General features: G+C 71.5%; 19 protein-coding genes and 1 tRNA gene. 4 read left to right on the plus strand and 16 right to left on the minus strand.

Annotation, left to right across the window (positions count from 1 at the left end):
- Nucleotides 1-77 precede the first annotated feature (77 nt).
- The 4 genes from rhaS to JOD65_RS00625 are packed head-to-tail and all read right to left on the minus strand — an operon-like array spanning nt 78 to nt 4,837.
- Nucleotides 78-1,124 (minus strand): rhamnose ABC transporter substrate-binding protein, encoded by a 1,047-nt coding sequence (gene rhaS / locus JOD65_RS00610; RefSeq protein ID WP_191194245.1) that lies wholly within the window; start codon nt 1,122-1,124, stop codon nt 78-80.
- Between the two features lie 22 nt (nt 1,125-1,146).
- Entirely contained in the window at nt 1,147-2,229 is a 1,083-nt protein-coding gene (locus JOD65_RS00615; RefSeq protein ID WP_191194244.1) for an ABC transporter permease, read from the minus strand.
- Nucleotides 2,226-3,323, minus strand: a complete 1,098-nt coding sequence (locus JOD65_RS00620; protein WP_191194243.1) for an ABC transporter permease — start codon at nt 3,321-3,323, stop codon at nt 2,226-2,228. The genes JOD65_RS00615 and JOD65_RS00620 overlap by 4 nt, the downstream gene beginning before the upstream one ends.
- A complete protein-coding gene (locus JOD65_RS00625) occupies nt 3,320-4,837 on the minus strand; it encodes a sugar ABC transporter ATP-binding protein (protein ID WP_191194242.1) in 1,518 nt (505 codons plus the stop codon). The genes JOD65_RS00620 and JOD65_RS00625 overlap by 4 nt, the downstream gene beginning before the upstream one ends.
- 196 nt (nt 4,838-5,033) lie before the next feature.
- Here JOD65_RS00625 and JOD65_RS00630 point away from each other — a divergent pair, with 196 nt between their 5' ends.
- Nucleotides 5,034-6,047 carry a LacI family DNA-binding transcriptional regulator gene (locus tag JOD65_RS00630; RefSeq protein ID WP_307820862.1) on the plus strand — a complete coding sequence of 338 codons (1,014 nt, stop codon included), beginning with the start codon at nt 5,034-5,036 and terminating at the stop codon, nt 6,045-6,047.
- Between the two features lie 71 nt (nt 6,048-6,118).
- Here the strand turns inward: JOD65_RS00630 and JOD65_RS00635 are convergent, their stop codons facing one another.
- From JOD65_RS00635 to JOD65_RS00655, 5 genes are all read right to left on the minus strand, one after another.
- The gene (locus JOD65_RS00635; protein WP_191194240.1) at nt 6,119-7,105 is read right to left on the minus strand and encodes an aldo/keto reductase; all 987 of its coding nucleotides are present in this window, start codon (nt 7,103-7,105) and stop codon (nt 6,119-6,121) included.
- Nucleotides 7,106-7,143: 38 nt separating this feature from the next.
- Nucleotides 7,144-7,890, minus strand: coding sequence for an SDR family oxidoreductase (locus JOD65_RS00640; RefSeq protein WP_191194239.1), 747 nt, complete (start codon nt 7,888-7,890; stop codon nt 7,144-7,146).
- Between the two features lie 3 nt (nt 7,891-7,893).
- Nucleotides 7,894-8,772, minus strand: coding sequence for an aldo/keto reductase (locus tag JOD65_RS00645; RefSeq protein WP_191194238.1), 879 nt, complete (start codon nt 8,770-8,772; stop codon nt 7,894-7,896).
- Between the two features lie 117 nt (nt 8,773-8,889).
- A complete protein-coding gene (locus JOD65_RS00650) occupies nt 8,890-9,642 on the minus strand; it encodes a flavodoxin (RefSeq protein WP_307820863.1) in 753 nt (250 codons plus the stop codon).
- Complete coding sequence (locus JOD65_RS00655; RefSeq protein ID WP_191194237.1) at nt 9,639-11,072, minus strand: MFS transporter; 1,434 nt, start codon at nt 11,070-11,072, stop codon at nt 9,639-9,641. Before JOD65_RS00655 ends, JOD65_RS00650 begins: the two co-directional genes overlap by 4 nt.
- Nucleotides 11,073-11,173: 101 nt before the next feature.
- On the opposite strand from JOD65_RS00655, the gene JOD65_RS00660 reads away from it, so the two are divergent.
- A complete protein-coding gene (locus tag JOD65_RS00660; protein WP_224747151.1) occupies nt 11,174-12,076 on the plus strand; it encodes a helix-turn-helix transcriptional regulator in 903 nt (300 codons plus the stop codon).
- Between the two features lie 37 nt (nt 12,077-12,113).
- On the opposite strand, the gene JOD65_RS00665 is transcribed toward JOD65_RS00660, so the two are convergent.
- The 4 genes from JOD65_RS00665 to JOD65_RS00680 form a co-directional block, all read right to left on the minus strand.
- The gene (locus JOD65_RS00665) at nt 12,114-12,701 is read right to left on the minus strand and encodes an ANTAR domain-containing protein (protein ID WP_191194236.1); all 588 of its coding nucleotides are present in this window, start codon (nt 12,699-12,701) and stop codon (nt 12,114-12,116) included.
- Between the two features lie 117 nt (nt 12,702-12,818).
- Entirely contained in the window at nt 12,819-13,700 is an 882-nt protein-coding gene (locus JOD65_RS00670) for a PfkB family carbohydrate kinase (protein ID WP_191194235.1), read from the minus strand.
- Nucleotides 13,701-13,722: 22 nt separating this feature from the next.
- Complete coding sequence (locus JOD65_RS00675) at nt 13,723-14,910, minus strand: GGDEF domain-containing protein (RefSeq protein ID WP_191194234.1); 1,188 nt, start codon at nt 14,908-14,910, stop codon at nt 13,723-13,725.
- Nucleotides 14,911-15,014: 104 nt separating this feature from the next.
- On the minus strand, nt 15,015-17,279 hold the full coding sequence (locus tag JOD65_RS00680; RefSeq protein WP_191194233.1) for an aminotransferase class III-fold pyridoxal phosphate-dependent enzyme: 2,265 nt from the start codon (nt 17,277-17,279) through the stop codon (nt 15,015-15,017).
- Between the two features lie 120 nt (nt 17,280-17,399).
- Between JOD65_RS00680 and JOD65_RS00685 the strand changes: the two genes are divergently transcribed.
- The gene (locus tag JOD65_RS00685) at nt 17,400-18,428 is read left to right on the plus strand and encodes an alanine racemase (RefSeq protein WP_307820865.1); all 1,029 of its coding nucleotides are present in this window, start codon (nt 17,400-17,402) and stop codon (nt 18,426-18,428) included.
- Nucleotides 18,429-18,525: 97 nt separating this feature from the next.
- On the opposite strand, the gene JOD65_RS00690 is transcribed toward JOD65_RS00685, so the two are convergent.
- The gene (locus JOD65_RS00690; protein ID WP_191194231.1) at nt 18,526-18,723 is read right to left on the minus strand and encodes a hypothetical protein; all 198 of its coding nucleotides are present in this window, start codon (nt 18,721-18,723) and stop codon (nt 18,526-18,528) included.
- A gap of 171 nt (nt 18,724-18,894) precedes the next feature.
- Nucleotides 18,895-18,967: transfer RNA gene (locus JOD65_RS00695), tRNA-Thr, on the minus strand.
- Between the two features lie 135 nt (nt 18,968-19,102).
- On the opposite strand from JOD65_RS00695, the gene JOD65_RS00700 reads away from it, so the two are divergent.
- Nucleotides 19,103-19,546 carry an OsmC family peroxiredoxin gene (locus JOD65_RS00700; RefSeq protein WP_191194230.1) on the plus strand — a complete coding sequence of 148 codons (444 nt, stop codon included), beginning with the start codon at nt 19,103-19,105 and terminating at the stop codon, nt 19,544-19,546.
- A 10-nt stretch (nt 19,547-19,556) separates the two neighbouring features.
- Here JOD65_RS00700 and JOD65_RS00705 read toward each other — a convergent pair whose 3' ends face one another.
- Complete coding sequence (locus JOD65_RS00705) at nt 19,557-19,724, minus strand: DUF6767 domain-containing protein (RefSeq protein WP_191194229.1); 168 nt, start codon at nt 19,722-19,724, stop codon at nt 19,557-19,559.
- Between the last annotated feature and the right edge of the window lie 14 nt (nt 19,725-19,738).

A 19,738-nucleotide genomic window follows, 5' to 3' on the forward strand; every position in this document is an offset into this window, starting at 1 on the left:
TCTGTCGTTGCTGGGTGGGGAGTCCCGGGGCCGGCGGCGGTTCGGGCCCGACGGCCCCGGGACGTTGGTGGTTCGACTCAGAAGTCGAAGTCGCCGATGTTGTCGGCGTCGAAGGTGAACGGCTCACCGAGCAGGACGACGCCGTCGGCGCCGACCTCGAACTCGCCGAGGTCACCGGCCTCGAAGGAGTCACCCTCCTCGCCCGAGATGTCGCCGTTGGCCAGGGCGGCCGCGGCGTAGGTGGCCAGGGCGCCGAGGTCGCTCGGGTTCCACAGCGCGAAGGACTCGACGGTGCCGTTCTCGACGTACTCACGCATCTGGTTGGGGGTGCCCAGGCCGGTCAGCGCGACCTTGCCCTTGGAGGAGGAGTCCGACAGGTAGCGGGCCGCGGCCGCGATCCCGACCGTGGTGGGCGAGATGATGCCCTTGAGGTCGGGGTGGTTCTGCAGCAGCGCCTCGGTCTGGTCGAAGGACTTCTGGTCGTCGTCGTCGCCGTAGACCGTGTCGACGAGCTCGATGTCGGCGTAGTCGGGGTTGTCGGCGAGCTCCTTCTCCATCATGTCGATCCACGCGTTCTGGTTGGTCGCGTTGGCGGCGGCGGAGAGGATGGCGATCTCGCCCTTGCCGCCGATCTGCTCGGAGATCAGCTCGAGCTGCTTGGCGGCGATGCCCTCGGCGGTGGCCTGGTTGATGAACAGGTCGCGGCAGTCAGGGTTGGTGTCGGCGTCGAAGGTGATGACCTTGACGTCGGCGCTGCGGGCCTCGTCGATCGCGTCGCACAGGGCCTCGGGGTCGTTGGCCGACAGGATCAGGGCGTCCTTGCCCTGCTGGGCGACGGTGTTGATGTAGGACACCTGGGCGTCGGGGCTGGCGGTCTCGGGGCCGACCTCCTCGATCTCGATACCGAGGTCCTCGGCTGCTGCCTCGGCGCCGGCGGTGCTGGTGTCGAAGTAGGGGTTGCCGAGGTTCTTCGGCAGCATCGTCATGCTGAGCTCGCCGCCGCCGTCGCTGCCGCTGTCGGAGCCGCTGTCGCCGCCGTCGTCGCTGCCGCACGCGGTGAGCGCCGCGGAGGCGGTGAGGATGATCGCAGCCAGAGCGATCGGCCGCCGGGTGTGGAACTTCATGTCGGTTCTGCCTTTCGGGTTCCTAGACGCCGGCGGATGCGGCGTTCGGGGTGGAGCTCGACTCCGGAGGAGTCGCTGCCTTGCGGGGCAACCTCGACGAGGTCCACGCAAGGACGCTGGGGAGGATCACCGAGGCCACGAGCAGCAGGCCGACGATGATGTTGGTGACGTTGACCGTCACGCTCTCCAGGCGCAGGGCGCTGGAGATGACGCCGATCAGCACGACGCCGGCGAGCACACCGTGCAGCCGGCCGCGGCCGCCGAAGATCGAGACGCCGCCGAGGAGGACCGCGGCGATCACCTGGAGCTCGTAGCCGGTGGCGTTGTCGCCGCGGGCCGATCCGTAGCGCAGGGTGAAGTAGATGCCGGCGAAGGCGGACACCACGCCCGAGAGGACGAAGAGGATGAACTTGGTCCGGGCGACGTTGACGCCGGTGAAGTGGGCCGCCTCGTCGTTGAGCCCGATCTCGTAGATGCCGCGCCCGAAGGTGGAGAAGTGCAGCAGCACGACGAAGGCGATGGTCAGCACCGCGAAGGGGATCATCACCAGCGGGATCCGCGACTCGCCGATCGTGTTGGTCGCGAGGTCGGACCACTTGTCGGTGAACTCGGTGATGGCAGTCGTGCCGAGCAGCCCGACAGCGATGCCGCGGAAGAGCGCCAGCGTGCCGATGGTGACGGCGAGCGACGGCAGTCCGACGTAGGCGATGAGGAAGCCGTTGAGAGCGCCGCACGCCAGCCCGGCCAGCAGGGCGAGGACCGCGGCGGCCGGGATCGACATGCCGCTGTCGTGGAAGACGCCGAGCAGCACGCTGCTCAGTCCCATGATGCTGGCGACCGAGAGGTCGATCTCGCCGGTGATGATGATCAGCGTCATCGGCAGGGCGATCAGCAGGATGGGGGCGATGTCCTGGAGGAGGAACTTCACGGTCAGCGGGCCGTCGAAGTTGTCGACGTTGATCGTCGCGTAGACGAAGACCGCGACGGTCAGGGCGATGACGGCCATCTCGCGGGTCAGGAGCCAGCGCCGCCACAGCGGCGCCGAGTAGTCGGCGTACGTGCGGGTCGGCGCAGCCGGGGCGGCCGGGGACTGGGTGGTCGTCATGAGTGGTCCCTCGATTCGGCGAGCTTGCGGGCCTGTCTGACGGCGAGGACGCGGTCGAGCACGATCGCGCCGAGGATCAGGGCGCCGACGACGGCGCGCTGCCAGAAGTCCTCGATGCCGAGGCTGGGCAGCGCCCGGTTGATGGTGACGAGCAGGAAGGCGCCGATCGCCGCGCCCCACACGGTGCCGCTGCCGCCGAAGATCGCGACACCGCCGATGACCGCCGCGGCGACGGCCTGCAGCTCGATGCCCAGGCCGACGCTCGAGCTCACGGTGCCGTAGCGGGCGGTGTAGAGGGCGCCGGCGAGACCCGCCAGCGCGCCGCTCAGGACGAACGCCGCGAGCAGGCGGCGGCGTACGGGCAGTCCGTAGAGGACCGCTGCGTCCGGGTCGGAGCCGATCGCGTAGAGCTCGCGACCACCGCGGGCGGTGTAGAGGTAGTAGCCGACGATCGCCAGGACGACGAGCGCGAGGATCGTGAGCAGGGGCACGCCGAGCACCGAGCGGGTGCCGAGCTGGAGGAACTCGCGGGGCAGGTCGCCGGCGTTGATCCGGTCGCTGCCGGCCCAGGTGAGCATGATGCCGCGGTAGATGTAGAGCGTGCCGAGCGTGATGACCAGCGCGGGCACACCGCCGTACGCCACCAGCACGCCGTTGACGAGGCCGAGGACCGCGCCGAGGAGCAGGCAGGCCGCCAGCACCGCGACGATCGGGATGTTCGGCTGCTCGATGAACAGCCGGCCGGTGAGGTAGGCGGTCAGCGCCATCACCGAGCCGACGGAGAGGTCGACGTTGCGGGTGATGATCACGACCGCCTGGCCGACGGCGAGCAGCAGGAGGATCGACGGGTTGAGCAGGAAGTTGCGCCAACCGTCGCTGCTGAACAGGAAGGCGTTGTTCTTCGTGGTGGCGAGCACGACGACGGCGACCAGCACGAGGAAGATCGACAGCTCGCGCGAGCGGAGCACGGTCGTCAGCGCGCGGCGGGTGGGCGAGAGCCGGCTCGGCTCGACGAGCAGCGCCTCGCTCGCGGACACCTCGGTGTGGGAGTCGTCGTGGCTCGAGTCCGGGCGCTCGATGTCGGTGTGGCTCATCGCGCGGTCTCCAGGTGGTGGGTGGCGGCGTGCATGACGGCCTCGGGGGTGGCGTCGGCGCGGTCGAGCTCGGCGGTGATCCGGCCCTCGCACAGGACGACGACGCGGTCGGCCATGCCGAGGACCTCGGGGAGCTCGGAGGAGATCATCAGGATCGCGAGGCCCTGCCCGGCGAGCTCGGAGAGCAGCCGGTGCACCTCGGCCTTGGTGCCGACGTCGATGCCCCGGGTGGGCTCGTCGATGATCAGCAGCTTGGGATGGGTGGCCAGCCACTTGGCGATGACGACCTTCTGCTGGTTGCCGCCGCTCATCGTCGCCGCGGTCATGTCCAGCGCGCTGGTCTTCACCTCCAGGCGTCCGGCCCAGGGGCCGGCGGCCCGGTTCTCCATGGAGGAGGTCAGCAGCCCGGCCTTCGCGATGCTGCGCCGGATGACCCCGGCGACGTTGCGGGTGACCGAGGAGTCGATGACGAGGCCCTGCTTGCGGCGGTCCTCGGGGATGAACGCCATGCCGTCGCGGATCGCGGAGCGGGGGGCCTTGGCCTTCACCGGCCTGCCGGACACCGAGACCGACCCGGAGTCGTAGGAGTCGACGCCGAACACCGCCCGGGCGACCTCGCTGCGCCCGGCGCCGACCAGGCCGGCCAGTCCGACGATCTCGCCGGCGCGGACCTCGAGGTCGATGTCGTGGAAGACGCCGGCGCGGCTGAGGCCGCGCACCTGCAGGACCGGCTCGCCGATCTCGGCAGCCACCTTGGGGAACAGGTCGTCGACGTCGCGGCCGACCATCAGGGAGACCAGCTCGGACGGCGTGGTGTCGGCGATCGTCTTCGTGTCGATGTAGGAGCCGTCGCGCATGACGGTGACGGTGTCGGCGAGGTCGAAGACCTCGTCGAAGCGGTGGGAGATGAAGACGAGGGCACGTCCCTCGTCGCGCAGGCTGCGGGCGACGGCGAACAGCCGGTCGACCTCGACGCCGCTCAGCGCGGCGGTCGGCTCGTCCATCACGAGCAGCCGGGCGTCGAGCGAGATGGCCTTGGCGATCTCGATGATCTGCTGGTCGGCGATCGAGAGGCCCTCGGCCGGACGGCGGGGGTCGATCCGCACACCGAGCCGGTCGAAGAGCCGCTCCGCCTCGGCGTACATCGCCGGGCGGTCGATGCGCCGGCCGGCGGCGAGGATCTGACGGCCCATGAAGATGTTCTCGGTGACCGAGAGGTCGGGGAAGAGCGTCGGCTCCTGGTAGATCACCGCGACGCCCGACTTCTTGGACTCGGCGGTGGAGGAGAAGTCGACGGGCTCGCCGCCGAGCTCGAAGGTGCCGGAGTCGCGACGGTGCACGCCGGCGACGACCTTGACCAGCGTCGACTTGCCGGCGCCGTTCTCCCCGACCAGGGCGTGGATCGAGCCCGCCTCGACGCGCAGGCTGCCGGAGCGCAGGGCGACCACGGGCCCGAACGACTTGGAGACGTCGCGCAGCTCGAGCACCGGTGCGGCGGCGTTGCTGGCAAGCATGTGGCTCCTTGGTTTGAAAGGTTTCAATGAAACGGTAGGTGAGGGTCGTCACACCTGTCAACCGTCACCACGGGTCATTTGTGGGTCAGCGCCGGCTCGCCACGCCCGGGGCCGCGATGGCGTACGCTCCGGGTCGACAATCGTTTCAACGCCCGGCGCGACCCTCGTGACGACGGCGATGCGAGAGGGGGCTGTCGTGGCGAAGGCCTCGTCGGTCAAGGACGTCGCTGCGCTCGCCCACGTGTCGCTCGGCACCGTGAGCAACGTCCTCAACCGGCCCGAGCGGGTCTCCCCCGCCACCCGGGCGAAGGTCGAGCAGGCCATGCGCGACCTCGGGTTCGTCCGGAACGAGTCCGCGCGCCAGCTGCGCGCCGGGCGGAGCCGCACGCTGGCCTACGTCCTGCTCGACGCCCGCAACCCCTTCTTCACCGACGTCGCGCAGGGCGCGGAGCTCGCGGCCGAGTCGGCCGGCCTCTCGCTCTTCCTGTGCCACTCCGACAACCGGGCCTCCCGCGAGGGCGACTACCTGGCGCACCTCGTGGAGCAGCGGGTGCAGGGGATCCTCGTCACTCCGGTCGACCCGAACGCGGCCGTGCTGGACGACGTACGCCGCAACGGCACGCCGCTGGTGATCGTGGACCGCACGCGCGACGACGACCAGTTCTGCTCCGTCGCGGTCGACGACGTCCTCGGCGGGCGGCTGGCCGTCGAGCACCTCGTGGAGGCCGGGCACACCCGGGTCGCGTTCATCGGCGGCCCCGAGACGATCGGGCAGGTGCGCGACCGCCTCGCGGGCGCCCGCGAGGCCTGGGTCGCCGCCGGTCTGCCCGAGGACCAGCTGGTCGTGGTCGGCACCGAGGCCCTCACCGTCGCCGAGGGACGCTCGGCGGGCGAGCGGGTGATGGGGATCGCGAGCAGCCGACGCCCGACCGCGGCGTTCTGCGCCAACGACCTGCTGGCACTCGGCCTGCTCCAGCAGCTCAGCACCGCCGGCCTCACGGTGCCGGGCGACCTGGCCATCGTCGGCTACGACGACATCGAGTACGCCGCTGCCGCTGCCGTGCCGCTCACCTCGGTGCGCCAGCCGCGCCAGGAGCTCGGCCGCCGCGCCGCCGAGCTGGTGCTCGACGAGGCCGAGGACCCCGACCACCGGCACCAGCAGGTCGTCTTCACCCCCGAGCTCGTCGCGCGTCGCTCGACCCGGGGCTGACGCGCCCGGTCCCGAGCGTGCGCGCCTCCACTCCTTCCTGAGGTCAGGAGTCCGCTCGGTCTTGTGGGACTTCAGCGGTCGATCATGCGTTGCATGGCCTCGGGGTATCGGTCGCCCTGGACCTGCACAGACGTCGACGCGTCGTTCAGCTCCTCGAGGTCCCCGGCGGTCAGCTCGAGGTCGGCGGAGCCGAGGTTCTCGTCGAGTCGCTCGAGCCGCCTCGTGCCTGGGATGGGCACGATCCACGGCTGCTGGGCGAGCAGCCAGGCGAGGGCCACCTGGCCGATGGTGGCGTCCTTCCGCCCGGCGACGGCGGTGATCCGGTCGACCAGGGCGAGGTTCGCCGCCAGCGCCTCGCGCTCGAACCGCGGCAGCGTGGCCCGGATGTCGCCCTCACCGAACTCGGTGGCAGAGGTGACCTGACCGGTGAGGAAGCCGCGACCCAGCGGGCTGAACGGGACGAAGCCGATCCCGAGCTCCTCCAACGCGGGGAGGATCTCGTCCTCGGGCTCGCGCCAGAAGAGGGAGTACTCGCTCTGCAACGCCGTCACCGGCTGCACGGCGTGGGCCCGGCGGATCGTGCCGACCCCGGCCTCGGACAGACCGAAGTGACGGACCTTGCCGGCCTCGATGAGCTCCTTGACCGTGCCGGCGACGTCCTCGATGGGGACGTCGGGGTCGACCCGGTGCTGGTAGAGGAGGTCGATGGTGTCGGTGCGCAGCCGGCGCAGCGAGCCGTCGACAGCCGCACGGATCCTTTCCGGTCGGCTGGTGACACCGACCTGGTTGCCGTCCGCATCGAGGTCGAACCCGAACTTGGTGGCGATCACGACCTGGTCGCGGACCGGCTGGAGGGCCTCGCCCACGAGCTCCTCGTTGTGGAACGGACCGTAGACCTCGGCGGTGTCGAAGAAGGTGACTCCGCGGTCGACGGCGGCTCGGAGGAAGGTGATCATCTCGTCGTGCGGCGGACGTGGGCCGAACGACTGGCTCATGCCCATGCACCCCAGCCCGGGGGCGGAGACCTGCAGGCCTTGGCCCAGTACGCGTGTGCTCATGCTCGGTGGTCCTCTCGTGTCGCTGGTCGTGTGGTGGTTCAGGCCTGCCCGGCGGGGCGGAGCAGGATCTCGTTGATGGCGAGGTGGCGCGGACGGCTGAGGGCGAACGCGATGACCTCGGCGACGTCCGCGGCGGTGACCTCGGCGTGGTCGTACAGCTCCTGGACGCCCTTGCGGGTCTCGCCGTGGGTGATGTGGTCGGGCAGCTCGGTGGCCACCACGCCGGGCTCGACCAGCGTGACGCGTACGTCGGGCAGGAGCTCCTGGCGCAGCGACTCGGACCACCCGTTGACGCCCCACTTGGTCGCGGCGTACACGCCGTTGCCGGCCCGAGCTGTCCGGCCGGCCACCGAGGAGATGTTGATGATGTCCGTACCGCGCTCGCCGGCGCGGGCCTTGAGCTGGTCGAGGAACACCTCGGTGGCGGTGATCGCACCGAGCAGGTTGACCTCCACCATGTGCCGGTAGTCGGCGCGCTGGTCGGCGGCGAACGGGCCGAGGAGCATGACCCCGGCGTTGTTGACGAGCACGTCGGCGCCACCGAGGTCGTCCGCGACCCGCTGCGCGGCCGCGACGAGGCTGTCCCGGTCGGTGACGTCGGCGGTGATGGCGATGGAGCCGTTGTCGAGGTCCTCGGCCAGCGCCTTGATCCGGTCGGCGCGGCGGGCGAGCAGCGCGACCCGGTATCCGTCGGCCGCGAGCGCCCGCGCTGTGGCTTCGCCGATTCCCGAGGAGGCGCCGGTGACGACGGCGACCCGTGCGGTGGTGCTGGCGGTGCTGGTCATCGCTCAGGCCTCCGGGATGGCGCGGCCGAACGCCTCGAGGGTGATGTCTTCGGGCTCGGGTCCGCCGCGCTGGTCGGTGTCGAGCGCGTCGACGGCGGCCAGCTCGTCGGCGGTCAGGTCGACGTCGAAGACGTCGAAGTTCTCGGCGATGCGGTGGGCCTTGGTCGACTTCGGGATGACCGAGCGGCCCTCCTGCAGGTGCCAGCGCAGCATCACCTGGGCCGGCGACTTGCCGTGCGCCTCGGCGATGGCGCCGATGACGGGGTCCTCCAGGGTGCTGCCGTGGCTGCCGTCGCGGTAGAACGTGATGCCGCCGATCGGCGACCAGGCCTGGGTGAGGATGCCGTGCTCGGCGCCGAAGGCCTGCACCTGACGCTGCTGGAAGTAGGGGTGGACCTCGATTTGGTTGACGGCCGGCACGACCCTCGCCGTGTCGAGCAGCCGGGTGAGGTGGTCGACCATGAAGTTGCTGACGCCGATGGCCCGGACCTTGCCCTGCTCCAGCAGCTCTTCCAGCGCGCGATAGGCCTCGAGGGTCCTGTCGAACGCCGACGGGAGCGCCTGGTGGAGGATCAGCAGGTCGAGCTGGTCGACGCCCAGCTTGCCGGCGCTCTTCTCGAAGCCGTGCAGCGTCTCCTCGTAGCCGTAGTCGCTGATCCAGATCTTCGTCTCGACGAACACCTCGTCGCGGTCGACCCCGGAGGCGTGGATGGCTTCGCCGACCTCGCGCTCGTTGCCGTACGCCGCCGCGGTGTCGATGTGCCGGTAGCCGGTGCCCAGTGCGGCCTCGACGGCTGCGCGGGTCTCGTCCGGTGGGGTCTGGAAGACGCCGAGCCCCAGTGCGGGCATCTCGACGCCGTTGTTCAGCTTCAGGTGTTCCATGTCGTCATCTCCATGAGCTCTTGAGGTGTTCGAGGGTCGTGGTGCCTGCCTCCTCTCGACGGTAGGCAGGTGGTCGTCGTGGTGGGAGTGGCTGTCGCAACCCCCTTCGCCTGCTGATCAGGAACGACGACCGGGGAGGTTCATCTGGTCGAGCCAGTCGGCCACGGCTGCCGGTGCGTCCTCGCGCACTGTCTCGCCGCGGACGGCGAGGCCGGCGCCGATGTCGGCCCCGGGGCAGGCGGCGGCGTACGCGTCCTCGGCAGTACCAAGACCGCTGACGGCATACGTGACGAACGGGTGGACGGTTGTCGCGGTAAAGTCGTGGGCCTCGGCGAACGTGCGCATCAGCATCGGCGGGCGAATGTTCCAGATGGGACTGCCGGTCAGGACGGCGTCGTACCCCTCGACCGAGTCGAGCGGGTTGGCCAGCCCGGGGCGTGCGTCGGCGTCCTGTTCGTCGCTGTTGCGGGCGACGGTCGCGTCGTAGTCGTCCGGGTAGGGGTTGGCGGCCTCGAGGCGGTGCACGTCGTGCTCCACACCCAGGTCGTCGAGTCGGTTGCCGATGACGCCGGCCAGGACCTGCGTGTTGCCGACCTCGAGGTCGATGCGGTCGCCGTAGTAGTAGTTCTCGCCGGGTCGCGAGTAGTAGACGACCAGGACGCGCGCGCTCCCGGAGCTCGGGGACGGAGACGGCGGGCTGGCGCTCGTCGTCGGGCCGGCCGGGCCGGTGGTCGTCGACCCTGACGGGTCCGGGGCGGTGTCGGTCGCACAGGCGGCCTGTGCGCAAGCCATCGCCAGCGTGCCGCCGAGCAGGCCTCCGCGCAGCACGGTTCGGCGTCGGATCTCGGGGCGAGGGAGGTGGAGGTTCACGAGGAGAGGTCCTTCCCGTGGGGCAGCAGCAGGCTGAGGGCGGTGGTGACGGCGACCAGGGCCGCCAAGGCGACGAGGCTGACGCGCAGCCCGTCCATGAACCCGGCCAGGTGGGCGATCACGGCGCCGGCCGCGGCCACACCCATGGACCCGCCGACCTGGCGCGCGGTGTTCAGGACGCCGCTGGCGGTGCCTGCCCGGGGTGCCGGGACGGACTCCAGGAGCAGCGACGTCAGCGGCGGGACGGTGAACGAACCGCCGACTCCGACCGGCACCATGAGCGCCGCGACCGCCCACAGCGGCAGGTCCGCGGGAGCGAGCGCCAGTCCGAGGAGCCCGACGACCATCAGGACCTGCCCGCCGATGATCGGCACGCGGGAGCCGAAGCGGAGCGCGACCTTCGCTGCGGTGGGGTTCAGGGCGGCGACCAGTCCGGTCATCGGGAGGAACAGCAGCCCGGTCTCGAGTGGCGAGGCACCGCGGACCTGCTGGAAGTACAGGCTCTGCACGAAGACCACGCCGTAGAAGGCGGCCATCGTGAGGAAGGCAGCTGCCAGCGAGATGGCCACGGGCCGTGTACGGAACAGGTCGAGCGGCACCATCGGGTGCCGTCCGCGGGCCTGCGAGACCGCGAACCCGATCGCCCCGAGGGCGGCCACGCCGAACGCGGCGACCACGTCGGCGTCGTGGTAGGAGCGGCCGCCGCCCTCGATGACGGCGTAGGTGAGCCCGACCAGTGCCACCAGTGCCGTGGCCTGTCCGACCGCGTCGAAGGGGTTCGCCGTGCGCGGAGATGCCGGGACCCGTGACAGGAGTGCCAGCGCGAGCAGGCCGACAGGGAGGTTGAGGTAGAAGATGATGCGCCAGTCGATCTCGGTCAGCACCCCGCCGAGGACCGGGCCGGCCGCCGCGGCGACGGACCCGCCGAGGGCCCAGTACGCGATCGCCCGTGCCCGCTGTCGGGAGTCCTCGTACGCCTCGCGCACCAGGGCCAGGGACGTGGGGGTGATCAGTGCCGCCCCGACACCTTGGGCGACCCTGGCCGCCACCAGCGCGGGGAGTGAGGGCGCGAACCCGCAGGCGACCGAGGCGAGGACGAAGATGCCCATCCCGAGGCCGTAGCCGTGACGGGCGCCCACACGGTCCGACAGCGTGCCGGAGAACAGCAGGAGCGACGAGAACGTCAGCGTGTAACCCGTCACCACCCACTGCAGGCCCGACAGGCCACCGCCGAGGCTGGCGCTGATGTCGGGCAGGGCGACGTTGACGATCTGTGCGTCGAGCGCCACGACGAAGAAACCCAGCATCGCCACGCCGAGCGGAGCCAGGTGGTCGAGTCGGACAGTGGACGGCGCGCGCCCTTCCGCGACTGCGTCTGGCGCGCGGTCGGACAGCTCGGGGATCGTGACGGAGTGGGTGGCGGACGGCATGCAACGAGGAAACCGCGTTCTCGTCGTGCGTGGCAGTGACGGTCGTTCGGGGTACCACCAGACCCTCCCAGGCACGCCGCCGACCGACGTACGGTCGTGGCATGGCTGATCCCACCGGAGGCGCGGACAAGCGCATGGACAACCGCGCGGAGGTGCGCGACTTCCTCACCTCGCGCCGTTCCCGCATCACCCCCGACCAGGCCGGGCTACCGCTCTACGGCACCAATCGTCGTGTGTCCGGGCTGCGCCGGGAGGAGGTCGCCCTGCTCGCAGGTGTCAGCACCGACTACTACACCAAGCTCGAGCGCGGGAGCCTCAGCGGCGTCTCCGACTCCGTCCTCGACGCCGTCGCGGGCGCCCTCCACCTCGACGAAGCCGAACGCACCCACCTGCTCGACCTCGCCCGCACGGCGAACGCGGGCGGGCGAGCCCGCCGCGCAGCCCCCAAGCAGCACCTGAGGGTCGGCGTGCAACGCATCCTCGACTCCATCGACGCCCCCGCCTACGTCCGGAACGACCGGATGGACCTACTCGGCATGAACCGCCTCGGTCGCGCACTCATGCCGGACCTGCCGGACCCGACCGAAGGCCGGTCCAACCTCGCCAGGTACATGTTCCTCGACCCCCGGGCCCGCGACTTCTACGTCGAGTGGGCGTCCGTCGCCAAGGACTCAGTCGCGGCCCTCCGCATCGAAGCTGGCCGCAATCCCTACGACCGCCAGCTCACCGACCTCGTCGGCGAGCTCTCGACGCGCAGCGAGGACTTCCGCACCTGGTGGGCCAGCCACAACGTCAAGCTGCACCGAACCTCCACCAAGAAGATGCACCACCCCGTCGCCGGTGAGCTCGAGCTCACCGGCGAGGCGCTCCTCCTGCCCGGTGACCCCGGCCTCACGCTCGTCACGTACACCGTGGAGCCCGCCACCACGTCATTCGAGGCGATCAAGTTCCTTGCGAGCTGGGCTCACAGCTCGATCGGCGCACATCCATCGACCAGGACCTAGCCGCTGTCGCAAGAACCGCGTCGGGGCGGCTTCGGGCCTATGCCCCGTCCGGCCAGGAGCGGGCGGCGAGGACCTGGGTCGCCACCTCGAGGGCTGTGTGGCCGCCGGTCCGGGACACGTGGTCGAGCCAGTCCTCGGCCTCGTCGATGCTGAGCCCTCGGGTTCCCACCAGCAACCCGACGGCGGTGTCGATGACCAGGCGGGCCCGAAGCTGGGCCGGTGCGAGCTCGGCGCTCTGGAGGGCATCGAACGCGAGGTCGCCGTCCACCACCGAGGCGCCCCACACGGCCCCGACAGCGCGTTCGACGGCGGAGACCCGGCCGGCGAACACGTCGACGCGCTCGGAGTAGATCGTGACCACCGAGATCACCCTGGTCGACGTTGCCAGTCGCAGCGCGAGGCTGGACCGCATCACTGGATCGACGACGCGGCGCGACACCTCGGCCAGCGGGTCGACGAGGACCAGAGTGAGGTCCTCGTCGGCGAACCAGATGGCCACGGCGTCGGCCTGCGGTACGACCTCGGCGAGGGTCTCAGCTACCCACGCGGCCCTCGCGCCGAGGTCCTCGTCACCGGAGACCGCCAGCAGCTCCAACGCTTCAGCGCTCGCCGGCAGCGGCTCCATGCTCTCCGCCCGCCCGGCGTGCTCGACCGGGCAGCCGCGTGTCGCCCGACCCCGACGCCTCCGGGCACAGTACCCACGCGATGCACGGCCATCCGCGGTGGGCGTGAGGCCAGGAGCTCACCGGTCGCCGCGTGCTCCCGGGCGGGCCACCACTGCTGCACCTGCGTGCTGTCCCTCCTCGACCGCCCGCCTCAGGCTGAGGCCCTGTGCCAGCACGGCAGCGAGCGTCCCGACGAAGGCGTCCCCGGCACCCGTCGTGTCGACGACGAGATCCACCGTCGGCGCGGCGAGCCGGGCGGTCGCCTCCGCGCCGCTGATCGACGCTCCCCCGGCGCCGCGGGTGACCACCACCGACCTGCAGCCGTGTCGCCGGCGTACGGCATCAGCCAGGTCCGCGCCCTCTGCTCCTGACCCGTCGCAGGCCTCGACCGCCTCGTGCTCGTTGACCACGAGGGGGTTCGCCGCCTCGAGCGTCGCCGCCGCGAGGGGCAGCCAGGGGCCGTTGTTGACGACCACCCGGATCCCTCTCTCGCACGCCGCTGCGGCAGCGGCGTCGACCACCGCGGCCCCGACCTCCGACTGCAGGAGCACGACGTCCGGGGCCGCGCTCCCGCGGTCGGACAGCGCCGCGACGACACGACGTACGTCGAGGTGGCCGTTGGCACCGGCGTCCACCACGATGGCGTTCTCACCGGACGGGGAGACCATCACGAACGCCGTCCCGGTGGTCCGCCCACGACAGGTCTCCACTCCCGACACGTCCACTCCGGCCGCGACCAGCGCGTCGACCTGGGGCGCGCTGTCGCCGTCGTCGCCGACCGCTCCCAGGAGGCGGGTCGCCGCACCGGCCCGAGCGGCCGCCACTGCCTGGTTCGCCCCCTTGCCACCGGGCGAGCGCTCGACGCCGTCGGCGAGGAGGGTCACCCCTGGCACGGGGAAGCCGGGCACGTGCACCACGATGTCGACGTTGATCGAGCCGACCACCACCACCGAGCTCATCGTGCCTCCTCGCGAGTGACCGTCAGTCCCGGTCGTGGTGGTCGCCGGCGTAGTGGACCGCGCGGTTCCGCCCGGTTTCCTTCGCTCGGTAGAGCGCCGCATCCGCGCGCTCGATCACGTGCTCGAGGCTCGACGTGGGCTCGAGCGGGGAGATGCCGAAGCTGACCGTCGGGAGCACCACCTCGCCGAGTGGCGACCGCCGTGCCATCTCCTCGCTGATCGCACGCGCCACCTCGTCGGCCCGGTCGGAGTCGGCGCCGGGGAGCAGCAGGACGAACTCCTCACCGCCGTGACGAGCCACCACGTCGCTGACTCGTACGGCGCTGCGACACGAGTCGGCGAAGGCGACGAGCGCGTGATCGCCTGCCTGGTGACCGTGGATGTCGTTGACCTGCTTGAAGTGGTCGAGATCGGCCATGATCAGCGAGCCCGACGTGCCGTGTCGCCTCCCGGCGTGGAGCGCCACCTGCGCGTGGTGCACGAAGCCCGCTCGGTTGAGCAGCCCGGTGAGGGCGTCCCGGTGCGCCGCGTCGCGAAGCACCGCCTTCTGCTGCTCCTCGCTCAGGGTGGACATGCCGAACGACACCGTGGCCAGCAGCGCAGTGGTGATGAGGGTGGTGACGGCCTCCCCGAAGACCGTCGTGAACGGTGGCTCGGCGGGGCCGACGGCCAAGAACGCGATCCAGCGACCGAGGTAGAACACGGCCGCGCCGCTGGACATGGCCGCGAGGGCCCAGACCGATGCGCGGTACGAGCCGCCGTCGACCTGCGCGGCGTAGCTCTCGGCCACCAGGCGCCAGAGCTCGCGGGCCGCCAGGGCGAACTGGATCCACATGGCCGCGAGGAAGGTCGCTCCGCCCGCCCACACGTCGCCTCCCGGGCCACCGAGCGTCGTTGCGATCGCCACGACGGCGGGTGCGATGAGCAGTAGCCGCCACGGGAGCGAGAGCTGTCGCAGGGACCGGGCGCCCGCCCACACGCAACCCACACCGAGGGCGATGAGGGCGTTGCCCAGCGGGATCGCCCACGACTGGTGGACGGTGCCGGTGAGGAGGAACGCCACGGCCCCGACGAGGAACGCCACGAGGGACGCGCACCACCACGCCGCGTAGGCGGACCGGCCGATCCGGTAGGTGATCGCGAGGAAGAGCACCAGCAGGACAAGAGCCTCGAGGGCGAATGAGATGCGCAGGCTGTCGGTGTCGAGCATGGTCCACTTCCCGGTCCGAGTCGGGCGAACCGCCATGGTCTCAGTCGCGACCGTGGGCACGCCACCCGGCCCGCCGGAGGTGCCGGTGCCGATGCGCGAGCTCCTCAGCGCGCGACACTGAGGTCGTCGACCGCCCGCGCCAGGCTGTCGACGAAGTGGTCGACGTGCGTCTCGTCCCAGACGAGTGGCGGCCGCACCTTCAGCACGTCGCCGCGGGGACCGGTGAGACCGGCGAGGGCACCCTGGGCGACGAGGGCCTGGAGCAGCCGGTGGGCCGTCGGCCGGTCGACGACGTCGATGCCGGCCACCAGCCCCATCGCGCGCACGTCACCGAGCACGTCGGTCGCAGCCGAGAGGTCGCGCAACCGCTCGGCGAGGTGCGCGCCCGTGACCAGCGCGCGCTCGGGCAGCCGCCGGTCCTCGAGAACGTCGAGCACGGCGTTGCCGGCGGCCGCGGCCGCCGGGGTCGCGGCGAAGGTCGAGAAGTACTCCCAGCGCTCGGCGAACCGGTCCACGATCTCGCGCCGCGTCACCACGGCACCGATCGGGTAGCCGGCGCCCATCGGCTTGCCGAGGGTGACCAGGTCGGGCACGACACCGGACTGCGCGACGCGCCAGAGGCCGGGTCCCGTGCGGCCGTAGCCGATCTGCACCTCGTCGGCGAGGTAGAGGGCGCCCTCCGCGTGGGCGCCGGCGAGCAGGCCCTCGACGTACGACGCGGGGGCGTCGTGCACGCCCTCGCTGGTGAAGCCGGAGTCCGCGAGCAGCAGCGCCGGACGGTGGCCGCGGGCCGCGACTTCCTGGGCGGCGGCGCGCACCATCGCGGTCGTCGCCTCGACGCCGAGGTCCCTGCCCGCGATCGGTGCACGGAAGGTGCCGACCGCCTCGGGCAGGTGCCCCGGCGGCCACTCGTTGGAGCTCAGGTCGGCCATCCAGCGGGTCGTCCCGTGATAGCTGTGCTCGACGATCAGCGCGCCGGTCCCGCCGGTCACCTCGGTGGCCAGCCGCCAGGCCAGCTCGTTGGCCTCGGTGCCCGAGGTCGTGAAGAGCACCGTGTCGAGTCCGGCCGGCATGGTTGCGACCAGCCGCTCGGCGAGCTCGACCACCTCCGGGTGCAGGTAGCGCGAGTGGGTGTTGAGTCGGCCGAGCTGGCGACTCACGCGGCGGACGACGGTCGGCTCGGCGTGCCCGACGACCGCCACGTTGTTGTAGGCGTCGAGGAACCTTCGGCCCGACGCCTCGGTCAGCCACGCACCCTCGCCGCTGACGATCTGGAGCGGCCGGTCGTAGAACAGGGGCGCGACGGTGCCACCCATCGCGTCGGCCCTGCGGGCGGCGACGTCGTCGCCGGGGTCAGCGGCCCGGGTGCCGGCCAGGCGGTGCAACCTCTGCGCCAGCTCGCCGGGTGAGAGCCGCGCCAGCTCGGCCGTCGTACGCGCGTTGGCGTCGTCGTACTGGGTGATGTACGCGGTGTTGTCGAGGTGGGTCGCGGCGCGGCTGCGGGAGATGATCGTGCTCAGCGCGAGTCGCGACAGCACCAGCTCGCCGAGGACCTCGACCTCGTCGTGGGACAGCGGGCGCACGCGTTGGTAGCCGCGGAGGGTCGCGCCCGCGAGCTCCCACACCGAGCACACCTGGGTGTCGCTGGTGTTGCGCAGCACGGCAGTGAGCGCGACAGCGAGGTCGGCGACATCGGCCGTGTGGTGCATGTCGCCGAAGTCGATGATCCCGGTGATCGCACCGTCGATCGCGAGCAGGTTGGTCAGCGTGACGTCAGCGTGGTGGACCCCGCTGGGCAGCGCGGCAAGTCGGCTCAGGACTGCGGTCACCCTGTCGACGACGGCGCGCAGCGGATCGTCGTCCACGAGCCCGGCTGCCGCCGCCACGGACGGGAGGGCGCGTACGTCCCAGTCGAGCTCGCGGCTGCCGGCGGCCGGGTGGAAGAAGCCCTGCAGCGCGCGGGCCGTGCGAGCCGTCGCCGAACCGACCTGCTCGGCGAGTTCCTCCGTGACGACCTGCCCCTCGAGCGGGGTGCCCGGGACGGTCGTGATGAGCCGCACGAGGCAGTCACGGCCCTCGTCGTCGACGATCGTGACGACGTCGGCGCCGTCGCGCGACGGCACCACCCGCGGGATCGGCAGGCCCGGGTCCGTGGCCTCCACGTGCCGCATCGCGGCGACCTCCATGTCGACCAGCGCCCGGAACTCGGCCGGGTTCGACACCTTCAGGACGTGGCTGTCGCCGACGAGGACGTTGACGTCCCTCTCGCTCGAGAGCGGCGATACGTCGGCCGGCTCGATGCCCCAGTGCGTCTCCAGCACCTCGCGCACGAGCTCCGGGGTGAGCCGGGGAGGCTGTTCGTCCAGCACGTCCACGATCCTCGTTCCTCCCTCTGCATGGCGATCAGCAGCGTGCGAGGAACAGTAGGGCAGGTCGTCCGTCGGCGCCTCGCTCGTCACGATCACCCTTCGGTGCGCCACCATGGCGAGGTGAGCAGGCCGACACCCCACGTCCGGATCGACCGCGAGGTCCTCGAGCGCAACATCGACGCGATGCAGCAGACGGCCGAGGCCGCCGGACTCGCCCTGCGCCCGCACGCCAAGACCCACAAGTCGCTCGAGGTCGCGCGACTCCAGCTCGCGGCGGGGGCGATCGGCCTCACCGTCGCGACCGTCTCCGAGGCGGAGGTCTTCGCCGAGGTGTGCGACGACCTCTTCGTCGCGTACCCGCTCTGGGTCGACGACGAACGGGCCCAACGCCTGCGCGGCCTCCTCGGCACGTCCGTGGTGACCGTCGGTGTCGACTCCGTCGAGTCTGTCCGGCAGCTCGCGCCCCTCGCCGCCGGCGGGCTGCGCGTCCGCATCGAGGTCGACAGCGGCCACCACCGCAGCGGCGTACCGGCCGGCGACGCCGTGGACGTCGCGACCGCCGCGTCCGAGGCTGGCCTCGCGGTCGACGGCGTCTTCACGTTCCCCGGCCACTCCTACTCCCCCGACGCCCGCGCGTCCGCCGCCGCGGACGAGCAGCGTGAGCTCGGCGCCGCCCGGGACGCCCTGGTGGCGGCGGGAGTCCCGTGCCCGGTGGTCAGCGGCGGCTCGACCCCGTCCGTCGAGTACGCCCGGGGCGACGTGCTCACCGAGGTCCGACCCGGTGTGTACGTCTTTGGCGACGCCCAGCAGTGGGAGCTGGGGGCCACGACACCCGAGCAGGTCGCGCTGACGGTCGTCGCCACCGTCGTCGGTCGCTACCCGGACCGGGTGGTCCTGGACGCCGGCAGCAAGGTGCTCGGCGCCGACCGGTCCTCGTGGGCCACGGGCCACGGACGCCTGCTCGACCACCCCGACGCCGTGATCACCGCCCTGTCCGAGCACCACGCGACCGTGACCGGCTTTGACGCACCTCGCGGCACCCGCGTACGTGTCGTGCCCAACCACGTCTGCAACACCGTCAACCTCGCCGACGAGCTCGTCCTGGGCGATGGGACGTGGCGCGTCGACGCGCGGGGCGCCAACACCTGACGGTCGGGTCGGCCGACGGCTTGCCGAGCAGTGCGGCCGGCCCGGTCACGGTCAGCCTGAACAGAGAGCCTCGGACTCGATCCCGGGACGCAGTCGGTCACTCCGGCTCGCCGGCCTGCTCCTGCTCGTCCGTGGCGAGCCGCGCACTCTCCGCGACCTCCAGGTACTGCTCCGCGCTCAGGTAGCGCCGCATCGCGGCCTCGATCGCCGTCACGGAGGACCCGCGGGACGACCCGACACGGTCCTTCGCCTCGTGCGCGGCGCTCATCGCCTCTGCCCTCGACATGTCGTTCATGACCTCACCTCCCACCTGCTCCCAGCACATCGCTCGGAGGTGCCCGTGCGAAGTGCCGTTGTTCCCGGTGTGCCGGGGCTTCTCGAGATGCTGGTCCCGGGACGGGGACCATGAGACAGCTCACCGGGACGCAGAGACTCCCCCAGGGTCTCGGGTCCCCGGGGGAGTCGGAGCCGCCTGTCAGAATCGAACTGACGACCTAGTCATTACGAGTGACTCGCTCTACCGACTGAGCTAAGGCGGCGTGGCCCGCCGAGCTGTGCTCGAAGGACCGCGGGTGAGTATACGGAGCACGCCGGGCCGGACCGAAATCCGGGGGTTCGGCCCACCCGCTAGGTTCGGCAGTGACCGCAACATCTCACCTCAGTCAGGAGACATGATGCCCACTCGCACCGCACGCACCGCCTGGACCGGCGGACTCCAGGACGGCTCCGGCCAGGTCGAGCTGACCAGCTCCGGCGTCGGCACCTACGACGTCAGCTTCCCCAAGCGCGCGGCCGAGGACGCCGACGGGACCACGAGCCCCGAGGAGCTCGTCGCCGCGGCCCACTCGGCCTGCTACGCGATGTCGCTGTCCAAGCTTGCGGCCGACGCGGGCGGGACGGTGCACGCGCTCGACGTCACCGCCGACGTGACGCTCGGCCCTGACCAGGAGGCCGGCGGCGTGAAGCTGACCGGCATCAAGCTCACCGTCCGCGGCGAGGTAGGGGGCATCGACGACGCCGCCTTCAAGGAGGCGGCCGCCCAGGCGAAGGTCGGCTGCCCGATCAGCAAGGCGCTGACCGGGGTCGAGATCACACTCGACGCCGCCCTCGAGGGCTGATCACCACGGGTCAGCCGACGACGGCCTCACGGCGCAGCTCGGCCAGCCGCTCGCGGAGCGCCGGGTCGCGCATCACCTCGGCCACGGTCGGGCAGTCCGCGGGGCCGGTGGCTCCGGGCACGCACAGGCTGCACATGTCACCCGGTCGCAGCGGGCACCGCGCGTCGACGTACGCCATGCCTCCACGCTAGG

The sequence above is a fragment of the Nocardioides cavernae genome, assembly GCF_016907475.1.
GTDB classification, from domain to species: Bacteria; Actinomycetota; Actinomycetes; order Propionibacteriales; family Nocardioidaceae; genus Nocardioides; species Nocardioides cavernae.

Bases quoted from the DNA above. Each gene is read 5' to 3' on its own strand.
- rhaS (WP_191194245.1), bottom strand. From the start codon at position 1,124: ATGAAGTTCCACACCCGGCGGCCGATCGCTCTGGCTGCGATCATCCTC.
- JOD65_RS00615 (WP_191194244.1), bottom strand. From the start codon at position 2,229: ATGACGACCACCCAGTCCCCGGCCGCCCCGGCTGCGCCGACCCGCACG.
- JOD65_RS00620 (WP_191194243.1), bottom strand. From the start codon at position 3,323: ATGAGCCACACCGACATCGAGCGCCCGGACTCGAGCCACGACGACTCC.
- JOD65_RS00625 (WP_191194242.1), bottom strand. From the start codon at position 4,837: ATGCTTGCCAGCAACGCCGCCGCACCGGTGCTCGAGCTGCGCGACGTC.
- JOD65_RS00635 (WP_191194240.1), bottom strand. From the start codon at position 7,105: ATGAGCACACGCGTACTGGGCCAAGGCCTGCAGGTCTCCGCCCCCGGG.
- JOD65_RS00640 (WP_191194239.1), bottom strand. From the start codon at position 7,890: ATGACCAGCACCGCCAGCACCACCGCACGGGTCGCCGTCGTCACCGGC.
- JOD65_RS00645 (WP_191194238.1), bottom strand. From the start codon at position 8,772: ATGGAACACCTGAAGCTGAACAACGGCGTCGAGATGCCCGCACTGGGG.
- JOD65_RS00655 (WP_191194237.1), bottom strand. From the start codon at position 11,072: ATGCCGTCCGCCACCCACTCCGTCACGATCCCCGAGCTGTCCGACCGC.
- JOD65_RS00660 (WP_224747151.1), top strand. From the start codon at position 11,174: ATGGCTGATCCCACCGGAGGCGCGGACAAGCGCATGGACAACCGCGCG.
- JOD65_RS00665 (WP_191194236.1), bottom strand. From the start codon at position 12,701: ATGGAGCCGCTGCCGGCGAGCGCTGAAGCGTTGGAGCTGCTGGCGGTC.
- JOD65_RS00670 (WP_191194235.1), bottom strand. From the start codon at position 13,700: ATGAGCTCGGTGGTGGTGGTCGGCTCGATCAACGTCGACATCGTGGTG.
- JOD65_RS00675 (WP_191194234.1), bottom strand. From the start codon at position 14,910: ATGCTCGACACCGACAGCCTGCGCATCTCATTCGCCCTCGAGGCTCTT.
- JOD65_RS00690 (WP_191194231.1), bottom strand. From the start codon at position 18,723: ATGAACGACATGTCGAGGGCAGAGGCGATGAGCGCCGCGCACGAGGCG.
- JOD65_RS00700 (WP_191194230.1), top strand. From the start codon at position 19,103: ATGCCCACTCGCACCGCACGCACCGCCTGGACCGGCGGACTCCAGGAC.
- JOD65_RS00705 (WP_191194229.1), bottom strand. From the start codon at position 19,724: ATGGCGTACGTCGACGCGCGGTGCCCGCTGCGACCGGGTGACATGTGC.